Origin of the sequence: Streptococcus sp. HMSC062D07 (genome assembly GCF_001814215.1) — a bacterium.
GTDB classification, from domain to species: domain Bacteria; phylum Bacillota; class Bacilli; order Lactobacillales; family Streptococcaceae; genus Streptococcus; species Streptococcus infantis_I.
Map to the genome: position 1 here is coordinate 15,803 of NZ_KV815322.1, position 13,573 is coordinate 29,375.

The 13,573-nt window shown below is 44.9% G+C and carries 11 protein-coding genes; all 11 read left to right on the forward strand.

Annotated elements, in window-relative coordinates; translation table 11 throughout:
- The first annotated feature begins 29 nt into the window (after positions 1–29).
- The 11 genes from HMPREF2957_RS00380 to purB all read left to right on the forward strand — a co-directional run bounded on the left by HMPREF2957_RS00380 (position 30) and on the right by purB (position 13,568).
- Positions 30–3,755: a phosphoribosylformylglycinamidine synthase gene (locus HMPREF2957_RS00380; protein WP_070676965.1), complete on the forward strand. Its 3,726-nt coding sequence runs from the start codon at positions 30–32 to the stop codon at positions 3,753–3,755.
- A 168-nt stretch (positions 3,756–3,923) separates the two neighbouring features.
- Positions 3,924–5,366, forward strand: coding sequence for an amidophosphoribosyltransferase (purF, locus tag HMPREF2957_RS00385; protein ID WP_070676966.1), 1,443 nt, complete (start codon positions 3,924–3,926; stop codon positions 5,364–5,366).
- A gap of 220 nt (positions 5,367–5,586) precedes the next feature.
- Entirely contained in the window at positions 5,587–6,609 is a 1,023-nt protein-coding gene (gene purM / locus HMPREF2957_RS00390; RefSeq protein WP_070676967.1) for a phosphoribosylformylglycinamidine cyclo-ligase, read from the forward strand.
- The gene (gene purN, locus HMPREF2957_RS00395) at positions 6,609–7,163 is read left to right on the forward strand and encodes a phosphoribosylglycinamide formyltransferase (RefSeq protein ID WP_070676968.1); all 555 of its coding nucleotides are present in this window, start codon (positions 6,609–6,611) and stop codon (positions 7,161–7,163) included. Before purM ends, purN begins: the two co-directional genes overlap by 1 nt.
- 74 nt (positions 7,164–7,237) lie before the next feature.
- Positions 7,238–8,785, forward strand: coding sequence for a bifunctional phosphoribosylaminoimidazolecarboxamide formyltransferase/IMP cyclohydrolase (gene purH, locus HMPREF2957_RS00400; protein WP_070676969.1), 1,548 nt, complete (start codon positions 7,238–7,240; stop codon positions 8,783–8,785).
- Positions 8,786–8,907: 122 nt separating this feature from the next.
- Positions 8,908–10,170 carry a phosphoribosylamine--glycine ligase gene (gene purD, locus HMPREF2957_RS00405; protein WP_070676970.1) on the forward strand — a complete coding sequence of 421 codons (1,263 nt, stop codon included), beginning with the start codon at positions 8,908–8,910 and terminating at the stop codon, positions 10,168–10,170.
- Between the two features lie 93 nt (positions 10,171–10,263).
- Complete coding sequence (locus tag HMPREF2957_RS09345; protein ID WP_080980075.1) at positions 10,264–10,380, forward strand: phosphoribosylaminoimidazole carboxylase; 117 nt, start codon at positions 10,264–10,266, stop codon at positions 10,378–10,380.
- 30 nt (positions 10,381–10,410) lie between these two features.
- On the forward strand, positions 10,411–10,899 hold the full coding sequence (purE, locus tag HMPREF2957_RS00410) for a 5-(carboxyamino)imidazole ribonucleotide mutase (RefSeq protein WP_000805610.1): 489 nt from the start codon (positions 10,411–10,413) through the stop codon (positions 10,897–10,899).
- Positions 10,886–11,977: a 5-(carboxyamino)imidazole ribonucleotide synthase gene (gene purK, locus HMPREF2957_RS00415; protein WP_070676971.1), complete on the forward strand. Its 1,092-nt coding sequence runs from the start codon at positions 10,886–10,888 to the stop codon at positions 11,975–11,977. The genes purE and purK overlap by 14 nt, the downstream gene beginning before the upstream one ends.
- A 9-nt stretch (positions 11,978–11,986) precedes the next feature.
- Positions 11,987–12,214, forward strand: coding sequence for a hypothetical protein (locus tag HMPREF2957_RS00420; protein ID WP_004250386.1), 228 nt, complete (start codon positions 11,987–11,989; stop codon positions 12,212–12,214).
- A 55-nt stretch (positions 12,215–12,269) separates the two neighbouring features.
- On the forward strand, positions 12,270–13,568 hold the full coding sequence (purB, locus tag HMPREF2957_RS00425) for an adenylosuccinate lyase (protein WP_070676972.1): 1,299 nt from the start codon (positions 12,270–12,272) through the stop codon (positions 13,566–13,568).
- Positions 13,569–13,573: the final 5 nt, after the last annotated feature.

The window sequence follows — 13,573 nt, forward strand, 5'->3', positions numbered from 1 at the left end:
TTTAAGTAGAAATAGATAAAGGAACTAAAATGGATAAACGTATTTTCGTTGAGAAAAAAGCTGATTTTCGTGTCAAATCTGACTCTTTAGTAAAAGAATTACAGCATAATCTTCAGTTGAAAACCTTGAAGGATCTTCGGATTGTTCAGGTTTACGATGTCTTTAATTTGGCAGAGGACTTGTTTGCGCGTGCGGAAAAACATATTTTTTCTGAGCAGGTGACCGATACTGTTTTGGATGAAGCTGAGGTTAAGGCTGATCTTGAGAAGTATGCTTTCTTTGCTATCGAAAGTTTGCCTGGTCAATTTGATCAACGTGCGGCGTCTTCACAAGAAGCTTTGCTTTTGTTGGGTAGTTCAAATGATGTAACAGTGAACACAGCACAACTTTACTTGGTCAATAAGGATATTGATGCGAATGAATTGGAAGCTGTTAAAAACTATCTCTTGAACCCAGTGGATTCTCGTTTCAAAGACATCACTCTTGGTATTGCGAAACAGGATTTCTCTGAGTCTGACAAGACCATTCCAAATTTGGATTTCTTTGAAACATATACAGCAGAAGATTTTGCACAGTATAAGGCTGAGCAAGGATTGGCCATGGAAGTGGATGACCTTCTCTTCATTCAAGATTACTTCAAGTCTATTGGTCGTGTGCCAACTGAGACTGAGTTGAAGGTGTTGGATACTTACTGGTCTGACCACTGTCGTCACACAACTTTCGAGACTGAGTTGAAAAACATCGACTTCTCAGCTTCTAAATTCCAAAAACAATTGCAAGCGACTTATGACAAGTATATTGCCATGCGTGATGAGTTGGGACGTACAGAAAAACCTCAAACCTTGATGGATATGGCGACTATTTTTGGTCGTTATGAGCGTGCCAATGGTCGTTTGGACGACATGGAAGTGTCTGATGAAATCAATGCCTGCTCCGTTGAAATTGAAGTGGATGTCAATGGTGTGAAAGAACCATGGCTTCTCATGTTCAAAAACGAAACTCACAACCACCCAACGGAGATCGAACCATTTGGTGGAGCGGCAACTTGTATCGGTGGTGCCATTCGTGACCCATTGTCAGGTCGCTCCTACGTTTACCAAGCCATGCGTATTTCAGGTGCTGGCGATATTACAGCTCCAATTTCAGAAACTCGCGCTGGGAAATTACCACAACAAGTGATTTCTAAAACAGCGGCTCACGGTTATTCTTCATATGGGAACCAAATTGGTCTTGCGACGACCTATGTTCGTGAATACTTCCACCCAGGTTTCGTTGCTAAACGTATGGAGCTAGGTGCAGTTGTCGGTGCAGCTCCTAAGGAAAATGTTGTTCGTGAAAAACCTGAAGCAGGTGATGTGATTATCTTGCTCGGTGGTAAGACTGGACGTGACGGTGTCGGTGGTGCGACAGGTTCTTCTAAAGTTCAAACAGTTGAATCTGTTGAAACAGCTGGTGCTGAGGTTCAAAAAGGGAATGCCATCGAAGAACGTAAGATCCAACGTCTTTTCCGTAATGGGGAAGTGACACGTCTGATCAAGAAATCAAATGACTTTGGTGCTGGTGGTGTCTGTGTGGCTATCGGTGAATTGGCAGATGGTCTTGAAATTGATCTAGACAAAGTGCCATTAAAATATCAAGGCTTGAACGGTACAGAAATTGCCATCTCTGAATCTCAAGAACGGATGGCTGTAGTGGTTCGTCCAGAAGATGTAGATGCCTTCATTGCAGCATGTAACAAAGAAAATATTGACGCGGTTGTCGTTGCGACAGTGACCGAAAAACCAAATCTTGTCATGCACTGGAATGGTGAAACCATCGTTGATTTGGAACGTCGTTTCCTTGATACAAACGGTGTACGTGTCGTTGTAGATGCTAAGGTAGTTGACAAGGATGTCAAGCTTCCAGAAGAACGCCAAACATCTGCCGAAACCCTTGAAGCAGATACGCTTGCAGTCTTGTCTGACCTCAACCATGCTAGTCAAAAAGGGCTACAAACCATCTTTGATAGTTCAGTTGGACGTTCAACAGTCAATCACCCACTAGGAGGTCGCTACCAAATCACACCAACGGAGGCTTCAGTACAGAAATTGCCAGTCCAACATGGTGTGACTCATACGGCATCAGTCATGGCACAAGGCTTTAACCCATACATCGCAGAATGGTCTCCGTACCACGGTGCTGCTTATGCGGTTATCGAAGCAACTGCTCGTTTGGTTGCTGCTGGTGCAAACTGGTCTAAGGCTCGCTTCTCTTATCAAGAATACTTCGAGCGTATGGATAAACAAGCAGAGCGTTTTGGTCAGCCAGTAGCAGCTCTTCTTGGATCCATTGAAGCTCAGATTCAACTTGGGTTGCCATCTATCGGTGGGAAGGACTCTATGTCTGGTACCTTTGAAGAATTGACAGTACCACCAACCTTAGTTGCTTTTGGTGTCACAACTGCAGATAGCCGTAAGGTTCTTTCTCCAGAATTTAAAGCTGCTGGTGAAAATATCTATTACATCCCAGGTCAAGCTTTGGCACAAGAAATTGACTTTGATCTGATCAAGTCTAACTTTGCTCAATTTGAAGCCATCCAAGCTGATCACAAAGTAACAGCAGCATCAGCTGTCAAATATGGTGGTGTCCTTGAAGCCCTTGCCCTTGCAACATTTGGTAACCATATTGGTGCCACTGTAACCCTTGAAAATCTTGAGACTGCCTTGACAGCTCAATTGGGTGGATTCGTCTTCACATCTCCGGAAGAGATTTCAGGTGTTGCCAAGATTGGACAAACAGCAGCTGACTTTACACTTACTGTCAACGATGTAACGCTTGATGGACACAAACTTGACAGTGCCTTCCAAGGTAAATTGGAAGAAGTCTACCCAACGGAATTTGCACAAGCAACTGAGTTGGAAGAAGTACCTGCGGTGGCGTCAGATGCTGTTATCAAAGCTAAAGAAACTATTGAAAAACCAGTGGTTTACATCCCAGTGTTCCCAGGTACCAACTCCGAATATGACTCCGCTAAGGCATTTGAAAAAGAAGGCGCAAAAGTCAACTTGGTACCATTTGTAACACTGAATGAAGAAGCAATTGTCAAATCTGTTGACACTATGGTTGAAAATATCGAAAAAGCTAACATTATCTTCTTTGCCGGTGGCTTCTCAGCAGCGGATGAACCAGATGGATCAGCTAAATTCATCGTTAATATCTTGCTTAACGAAAAAGTACGTGCAGCCATCGATAGCTTCATCGAAGGTGGTGGTTTGATTATCGGTATCTGTAACGGGTTCCAAGCTCTTGTCAAATCAGGTCTTCTTCCATACGGTAACTTTGAAGATGCAAGCAGTACGAGTCCAACTCTCTTTTACAATGATGCCAACCAACACGTGGCTAAGATGGTTGAAACACGTATTGCCAATACGAACTCACCATGGCTTGCTGGCGTGAAAGTTGGTGACATCCATGCCATCCCAGTATCACACGGTGAAGGTAAATTTGTCGTGACAGCTGAGGAATTTGCAGAGCTCCGTGATAATGGTCAAATCTTTAGCCAATATGTTGACTTCGAAGGCAAACCAAGCATGGATTCTAAATACAATCCTAACGGTTCTGTGAATGCTATTGAAGGTATCACAAGCAAGAACGGTCAAATCATTGGTAAGATGGGACACTCAGAACGTTTCGAAGACGGTCTTTTCCAAAATATTCCAGGAAATAAAGACCAACACCTCTTTGCGTCAGCGGTTAAATACTTTACTGAAAAATAGGCTTTGCAGATTTTCTAATAGATAACCATCCGTGAATGTAAAATCAAGTAGATCTAACTTACGACAATTGCAAATGATTTATTGTTGTGAGTGAAACGAGCTTCTGCCGTATCATTCCGCTCTAGTATCGTTAAGGAATGATACACAAATAAAAATTAGGTATATAAAATGACATACGAAGTAAAATCTCTTAATGAAGAATGTGGTGTTTTTGGTATCTGGGGCCACCCAGACGCTGCCAAATTAACCTATTTTGGACTCCATAGTCTTCAGCACCGTGGTCAGGAGGGGGCAGGAATCCTCTCCAATGACCAAGGGAAATTGAAGCGTCATCGTGATATGGGGCTTTTATCAGAAGTCTTCAAAAATCCTGCGAATTTGGATAAATTGACAGGAACTGGAGCGATTGGGCACGTGCGTTATGCGACTGCGGGAGAAGCTTCTGTAGACAATATCCAACCTTTCCTCTTCCGCTTTCACGATATGCAGTTTGGTTTGGCTCATAATGGGAATCTGACCAATGCAGAATCGCTCAAGCAAGAATTGGAACAAAGAGGAGCGATTTTCAGCTCAACCTCTGACTCTGAAATCTTGGCTCACCTTATTCGCCGTAGCCACAATCCAAACCTGATGGGTAAAATCAAGGAAGCACTCAGTCTTGTTAAAGGTGGTTTTGCTTATCTCTTGATGTTTGAAGATAAGTTAATTGCAGCGCTTGACCCAAATGGCTTCCGTCCTCTGTCAATCGGGAAAATGGCTAATGGAGCAGTAGTGGTTTCATCTGAAACCTGTGCCTTTGAAGTAATCGGTGCTGAGTGGATTCGCGACGTAAAACCAGGCGAAATTGTTATTATTGATGATAGTGGTATCCAGTATGATAGCTACACAAACGACACTCAGTTGGCTATCTGTTCCATGGAGTATATCTACTTCGCCCGTCCCGACTCTAACATCCATGGAGTCAATGTTCATACAGCTCGTAAGAGAATGGGAGCACAACTGGCACGTGAGTTCAAGTATGAAGCTGATATCGTAGTCGGGGTGCCAAACTCCTCTCTTAGCGCAGCTATGGGATTTGCCGAAGAATCAGGTCTGCCAAATGAAATGGGGCTCATCAAGAACCAATATACGCAACGGACCTTTATCCAGCCGACTCAAGAATTACGCGAGCAAGGGGTTCGGATGAAGTTATCTGCTGTTTCTGGTGTCGTTAAAGGCAAACGCGTTGTCATGATTGATGACTCTATCGTGCGAGGCACGACATCTCGTCGCATTGTCCAACTTTTGAAAGAAGCGGGGGCATCAGAAGTACACGTTGCCATTGGTAGTCCTGCTCTTGCCTATCCATGTTTCTACGGGATTGATATCCAGACACGTCAGGAGCTGATTGCGGCCAATCATACGGTTGAAGAAACTCGCCAAATCATTGGTGCGGATAGTCTGACTTATCTTTCTATTGATGGCTTGATTGATTCTATCGGCATCGAAACAGATGCGCCAAATGGCGGTCTCTGTGTCGCTTACTTTGACGGTGACTACCCAACGCCTCTCTACGACTATGAAGAAGACTATCGTAGAAGTTTGGATGACAAGATCAGTTTTTACAAATAGACGGCTAAAGACTCTCGATTAAAGAAAAGGAATGAATAAAATGACAAATAAGAATGCTTATGCGCCACGTCTCACTACTGACTAAAAGCTAAAGCATTTGTCAGTAGACGCTTTCTCCTATGGGACCAAAGCTAGAGACCTGACTAGTATTTTTAGATAAAATAATTGTTTATCTAAAAATACGTCGCAGTCTTTCTCAAAAAAAGAAAAGGATTAAAAAATGACAAATAAAAATGCATACGCTCAATCAGGTGTGGACGTTGAAGCGGGTTATGAAGTTGTTGAACGGATTAAAAAACATGTGGCACGTACGGAGCGTGCGGGTGTTATGGGAGCTCTTGGCGGTTTTGGTGGTATGTTCGACCTTTCAAAAACAGGTGTTAAAGAGCCAGTTTTGATTTCAGGAACTGACGGTGTTGGAACCAAGCTCATGCTTGCTATCAAGTACGACAAACACGATACTATCGGTCAAGACTGTGTGGCTATGTGTGTCAACGATATCATCGCTGCAGGCGCGGAGCCCCTCTACTTCCTAGACTATGTGGCGACTGGGAAAAATGAACCAGCTAAATTGGAACAAGTCGTTGCTGGTGTAGCCGAAGGGTGTGTACAAGCCGGTGCAGCCCTTATCGGTGGGGAAACGGCTGAAATGCCTGGTATGTATGGCGAAGACGACTATGACTTGGCTGGTTTCGCAGTCGGTGTTGCAGAAAAATCTCAAATCATCGATGGTTCAAAAGTAGTAGAGGGAGACGTCCTTCTCGGACTTGCCTCAAGCGGTATTCACTCAAATGGTTACTCGCTTGTACGTCGTGTCTTTGCCGATTATACAGGTGAGGAAGTCCTCCCAGAATTGGAAGGCAAGAAACTCAAAGACGTTCTTTTGGAGCCAACTCGTATCTATGTCAAGGCTGTTTTACCACTCATTAAGGAAGAGTTGGTCAACGGGATTGCCCACATCACAGGTGGTGGTTTCATCGAAAATGTACCACGTATGTTCGCGGATGACTTGGCGGCTGAAATTGAGGAAAGCAAAGTCCCGGTCCTTCCAATTTTCAAAGCCCTTGAAAAATATGGCCAAATCAAACACGAAGAAATGTTTGAAATCTTCAACATGGGTGTGGGGCTTATGCTTGCGGTTAAACCAGAAAATGTTGAACGTGTCAAAGAACTTCTTGACGAACCTGTTTATGAAATCGGTCGGATTGTCAAGAAGACAGATGCAAGTGTGGTGATTAAATAATGGCTAAAAAGATTGCTGTTTTTGCCTCTGGCAACGGCTCAAACTTTCAGGTGATTGCAGAACAATTTCCAGTAGAATTTGTCTTTTCAGATCACCGTGATGCCTACGTCCTTGAACGTGCAGAAAAGCTTGGAATTCCTTCATATGCTTTTGAGCTCAAGGAATTTGAGAGCAAGGCAGATTACGAAAGGACCATCGTCGAGCTCTTAGATGAGCATGAGATTGACTTGGTTTGTCTCGCAGGTTACATGAAAATCGTCGGTCCAACCTTGTTAGCAGCTTATGAGGGCCGTATCATCAATATTCACCCAGCTTATCTCCCTGAATTTCCAGGCGCTCATGGTATTGAGGATGCTTGGAGTGCAGGTGTGGACCAGTCTGGCGTGACTATTCACTGGGTGGACTCTGGTGTTGATACCGGCAAGGTCATCAAACAGGTCCGTGTGCCAAGGCATGAAGGGGATACCCTTGATACTTTCGAGACTCGCATCCACGAAACAGAGTACAAGCTCTATCCAGAAGTCTTGGATAGTTTGGGGGCTGCACGAAAATAAGGAAGCCCTTGAGCTGAAAGAAAATTTTCGACTGTAGCAAAGAAAGAACTTTTTTAAAAAGGAAAAGAAAGAACATGACTAAACGAGCACTTATTTCAGTCTCAGATAAAGCGGGCATTGTTGAATTTGCCCAAGAACTTAAAAAACTTGGTTGGGACATCATCTCAACAGGTGGTACCAAAGTTGTCCTAGACAATGCTGGGGTTGATACCATTGCTATCGATGATGTGACTGGTTTCCCGGAAATGATGGACGGTCGTGTCAAGACCCTCCACCCCAATATCCATGGCGGTCTCCTCGCTCGTCGCGACCTGGATAGTCACTTAGAAGCAGCCAAGGATAACAAAATCGAATTGATTGACCTTGTTGTGGTCAATCTTTACCCATTCAAGGAAACCATTCTTAAACCAGACGTGACTTATGCGGATGCCGTTGAAAACATCGATATCGGTGGTCCATCAATGCTTCGTTCAGCAGCAAAAAACCACGCTAGCGTAACAGTTGTGGTAGACCCAGCTGACTACGCTGTTGTGCTTGACGAATTGGCAGCCAACGGCGAAACAAGTTACGAAACTCGCCAACGCTTGGCAGCTAAGGTTTTCCGTCACACAGCTTCATACGATGCCTTGATTGCAGAATACTTCACAGCTCAAGTGGGTGAAAGTAAACCTGAAAAACTCACCTTGACTTATGACCTTAAACAAGCTATGCGTTATGGTGAAAACCCTCAACAAGACGCAGACTTCTACCAAAAAGCCTTGCCAACGGACTACTCAATTGCTTCAGCGAAACAGCTCAACGGTAAGGAATTGTCCTTCAACAATATCCGTGACGCTGATGCTGCCATCCGTATCATTCGCGATTTCAAAGAACGCCCAACGGTTGTGGCTTTGAAACACATGAACCCATGTGGGATTGGTCAAGCTGATGACATCGAGAATGCTTGGGACTACGCTTATGAGTCTGACCCAGTTTCTATCTTTGGTGGAATTGTCGTTCTCAACCGTGAGGTAGATGCTGCGACAGCTGAGAAGATGCACGGTGTTTTCCTCGAAATCATCATTGCACCAAGCTATACGGATGAAGCGCTAGCCATTTTGACCAACAAAAAGAAAAATTTGCGCATTCTTGCCTTGCCATTTGACGCACAAGATGCTAGTGAAGTGGAAGCAGAATATACAGGTGTTGTCGGTGGACTCCTCGTTCAAAATCAAGACGTGGTCAAAGAAAGCCCAGCTGACTGGCAAGTGGTAACCAAACGCCAACCAACTGAGACAGAAGCGACTGCCCTTGAGTTTGCTTGGAAAGCTATCAAGTATGTCAAATCAAATGGAATCATCGTGACTAATGACCACATGACACTGGGTGTTGGCCCAGGTCAAACCAACCGTGTGGCCTCTGTTCGTATTGCCATCAATCAAGCCAAAGACCGCCTTGACGGCGCTGTTCTTGCTTCAGATGCCTTCTTCCCATTTGCGGATAACGTGGAAGAAATCGCTAAAGCAGGTATTAAGGCTATCATCCAGCCTGGTGGATCCGTCCGTGACCAAGAATCCATCGAAGCTGCTGATAAATACGGCTTAACCATGGTCTTCACAGGCGTGAGACATTTTAGACATTAAGAAAATAAAAGGGAAGAAAACAGTTTCTTTCCTTTTTTTTGCTTTAAAAGCGAAACGAAACAAGATTAAAACGAACGTTTATGGTATAATATTAGTAAATAATTCGCAAAAGAGGTTGAAAGATGAAGCTGTTAGTTGTCGGCTCGGGTGGTCGTGAACATGCCATTGCTAAGAAGTTGCTTGAGTCAAAAGATGTTGAAAAAGTCTTTGTAGCTCCTGGGAACGACGGGATGACTCTGGATGATCTGGAATTGGTAAATATCTCTATTTCCGAACATTCTAAATTGATTGAGTTTGCAAAAGCCAACGATATTGCTTGGTCCTTCATTGGTCCAGATGACGCCCTTGCGGCTGGGATTGTGGATGAGTTCAATGCAGCTGGCCTCAAAGCCTTTGGTCCGACAAGATTGGCAGCGGAGTTGGAGTGGTCCAAGGATTTTGCTAAGGAAATCATGGTCAAATACGATGTTCCGACAGCAGCCTATGGGACCTTCTCAGATTTCGAGGAAGCCAAGGCCTATATCGAAGAAAAAGGCGCTCCAATCGTAGTCAAGGCAGACGGTTTGGCCCTTGGGAAAGGTGTCGTCGTTGCTGAGACAGTCGAGCAAGCAGTAGAAGCCGCTCACGAGATGCTTTTGGACAATAAATTCGGGGACTCAGGTGCGCGTGTGGTTATCGAGGAGTTTCTTGCAGGAGAGGAATTTTCACTTTTTGCCTTTGTAAATGGTGACAAGTTCTACATCATGCCAACAGCTCAGGACCACAAACGTGCCTATGATGGCGACAAGGGGCCTAACACGGGTGGTATGGGTGCCTATGCGCCAGTTCCACACTTGCCAGAGAGCGTGGTTGCTACAGCGGTTGACACCATTGTCAAGCCAGTCCTCGAAGGGATGATTAAAGAAGGGCGCCCCTATCTTGGTGTCCTTTACGCAGGTCTTATCTTGACAGCTGATGGGCCCAAAGTCATCGAGTTTAACGCTCGTTTCGGAGATCCAGAAACGCAAATTATCTTACCTCGTTTGACATCTGACTTCGCGAATAACATTACTGACATTTTGGAAGGCAAAGAGCCAGCCATCACTTGGATGGACAAGGGTGTGACACTAGGCGTTGTTGTAGCCTCAAACGGATACCCACTCGCTTATGAGAAAGGTGTCAAGCTTCCTACCAAGACAGAAGGCGACATCATCACTTACTATGCCGGAGCTAAATTTGCTGAAAATGGGGAAGACCTCCTCTCAAACGGTGGACGTGTCTATATGTTAGTCACCACAGCAGATACTGTCAAAGACGGCCAAAACATTATCTACAACCAACTCAACAAACAAAATACAGAAGGCCTCTTTTACCGAACAGATATCGGAAGCAAGGCAATTAGATAAAGATATAAGAAAAAGCGACGCAGTCGCCAAACCCGATAATGGTCGTTTAATTTGCGAGCATTAGCGAGCTGATATAGAGCAATCACCGCCGTTGTGAAAGAACGATTGGATTATAAGCCAATCGTTCAGGGAAATCGGAAGACCTTGGGCTTCCGATTTAGGCATGAGACACCTTTGGTGGCTGCTGCCGTCCCTCACAACCTAAGGTGATTGTCAAAAAAGGAAGAAAAAGGATTAAAAATGAAACCAGTAATTTCCATCATCATGGGCTCAAAATCCGACTGGGCAACCATGCAAAAAACCGCTGAAGTCCTAGACCGCTTCGGTGTAGTCTACGAAAAGAAAGTTGTTTCCGCTCACCGTACACCAGACCTCATGTTTAGACATGCGGAGGAAGCCCGTAGCCGTGGCATCAAGGTTATCATCGCAGGTGCGGGTGGCGCAGCCCATTTGCCAGGTATGGTAGCTGCCAAAACAACCCTCCCTGTCATCGGTGTACCAGTCAAATCACGAGCGCTTAGTGGCGTGGATTCTCTTTACTCGATTGTTCAGATGCCGGGTGGTGTGCCTGTTGCGACAATGGCTATTGGTGAAGCAGGTGCGACCAATGCGGCCCTCTTTGCCCTCCGTCTCCTTTCAGTAGAGGATCAGGCTATTGCAACAGCATTGGCAGATTTCGCAGAAGAACAAGGAAAAATCGCAGAGGAGTCGACGAATGAGCTCATCTAAAACAATCGGAATTATCGGTGGTGGTCAGCTGGGTCAGATGATGGCCATTTCTGCTATCTACATGGGACACAAGGTTATCGCGCTGGATCCTGCGGCGGATTGCCCAGCCTCTCGTGTGGCGGAAATCATCGTGGCGCCTTATAATGATGTGGACGCCCTCCGTCAGTTGGCGGAGCGTTGCGATGTCCTGACCTATGAGTTTGAGAATGTCGATGCCGATGGTTTGGATGCTGTCATCAAGGATGGTCAACTCCCTCAAGGGACAGATTTGCTCCGCATTTCCCAAAATCGCATCTTTGAAAAGGACTTTCTCTTAAATAAGGCTCAAGTCACCGTGGCACCCTACAAGGTTGTGACTTCAAACCAGGATTTGGCAGATATCGACCTTTCTAAAAACTATGTCCTCAAGACTGCGACTGGTGGCTACGATGGCCATGGACAAAAGGTCATTCGTTCAGCGGAAGATTTAGAAGAAGCTTATGCGCTAGCAGATTCAGCAGATTGCGTTTTAGAAGAATTCGTCAATTTCGACCTTGAAATTTCTGTCATTGTGTCAGGAAATGGCAAGGACGTGACAGTTTTCCCGGTTCAGGAAAATATCCACCGTAACAATATCCTGTCTAAGACCATCGTGCCAGCTCGCATTTCAGAAAGTCTGGCTGAAAAAGCCAAAGCCATGGCAGTGCGAATCGCTGAACAGCTGAACTTGTCTGGAACTCTTTGTGTGGAAATGTTTGCGACAGCTGATGACATTATTGTCAACGAAATCGCGCCACGCCCACATAACTCTGGACACTACTCAATCGAAGCCTGTGATTTTTCACAATTTGACACACATATCTTGGGCGTTCTCGGAGCGCCACTTCCAACAATCCACCTCCATGCTCCAGCAGTCATGCTCAACGTCCTCGGCCAACACGTCGAAGCAGCTGAAACATATGTGACAGAAAATCCAAGCGCCCACCTCCACCTATATGGTAAAATAGAAGCGAAGCACAACCGCAAAATGGGACATGTGACTTTGTTTAGTGATGTGCCAGATGAGGTTGAAGAATTTGGGAAAGGGATTGATTTTTAGGACATGCCTATGATTCAACTCATTGTCAACGCATTTGTTGAAAAAGAAAAGACGGGAGCAGTCGTCGAAGTCTTGTATGCTAGTAGCAATCACGAAAAAGTGAAAGCTAAGTATGAAGAGCTGACTGCTCAATATCCTGAAAACTATTTAGCCATCTATGATCTACCGTTAGATACGGATTTGAATACACTGGATCATTATCCATCGGTGTGGATTGGGAAAGAGGAATTTGAATAAAGCGACAGTCGATTGCTAACTGATGTAAAACATCAAAAGAAAGGAAAACAAAACAATGATCAACCGTTACTCTCGCCCAGAAATGGCGAATATTTGGACTGAAGAAAATAAATACCGTGCTTGGCTTGAGGTGGAAATCCTGGCCGATGAAGCATGGGCTGAATTGGGAGAAATTCCTAAGGAAGATGTGGCTTTGATTCGTGAAAAAGCGGATTTTGACATCGACCGTATTTTGGAAATTGAGCAGGAAACTCGTCACGATGTGGTGGCTTTCACGCGTGCGGTTTCTGAGACTCTTGGTGAAGAGCGCAAGTGGGTTCACTATGGTTTGACTTCTACTGACGTGGTAGATACTGCCTATGGTTACCTCTATAAACAAGCCAATGACATCATCCGCAAGGACCTTGAAAACTTCCTCAACATCATCGCTGACAAAGCGAAAGAGCACAAGTTCACCATCATGATGGGTCGTACCCACGGTGTGCACGCTGAACCGACAACTTTTGGTCTTAAATTAGCGACTTGGTACAGCGAAATGAAGCGCAACATCGAGCGTTTCGAGCATGCGGCTGCTGGTGTGGAAGCTGGTAAAATCTCTGGTGCGGTTGGTAACTTTGCCAACATCCCACCATTCGTTGAAAAATACGTCTGCGACAAGCTTGGTATCCGTGCTCAGGAAATCTCTACACAGGTACTTCCTCGTGACCTTCACGCTGAGTACTTTGCAGTTCTTGCTAGCATCGCAACTTCTATCGAGCGTATGGCTACTGAAATCCGTGGTTTGCAAAAATCAGAACAACGCGAAGTGGAAGAGTTCTTTGCTAAAGGTCAAAAAGGGTCTTCAGCAATGCCTCACAAACGCAACCCAATCGGTTCTGAAAATATGACAGGTCTGGCGCGTGTTATCCGTGGTCACATGATTACAGCCTATGAGAATGTTGCTCTCTGGCATGAACGTGATATCTCTCACTCATCAGCTGAGCGTATCATCACACCAGATACAACCATCTTGATTGACTACATGCTCAACCGTTTTGGAAATATCGTCAAGAACTTGACGGTCTTCCCAGAAAACATGATCCGCAACATGAACTCTACTTTTGGTCTTATCTTTAGCCAACGTGCTATGCTTACCTTGATTGAAAAAGGCATGACGCGTGAGCAAGCTTACGACCTTGTTCAACCGAAGACAGCTCAATCATGGGATAACCAAGTTGACTTCAAACCACTTTTGGAAGCAGACCCAGAAGTAACATCACGTTTGACTCAAGAAGAAATCGACGAAATCTTCAACCCAACTTACTACACCAAACGAGTGGATGAAATTTTCGAACGCATCGGTTTGGGTGACTAATCATA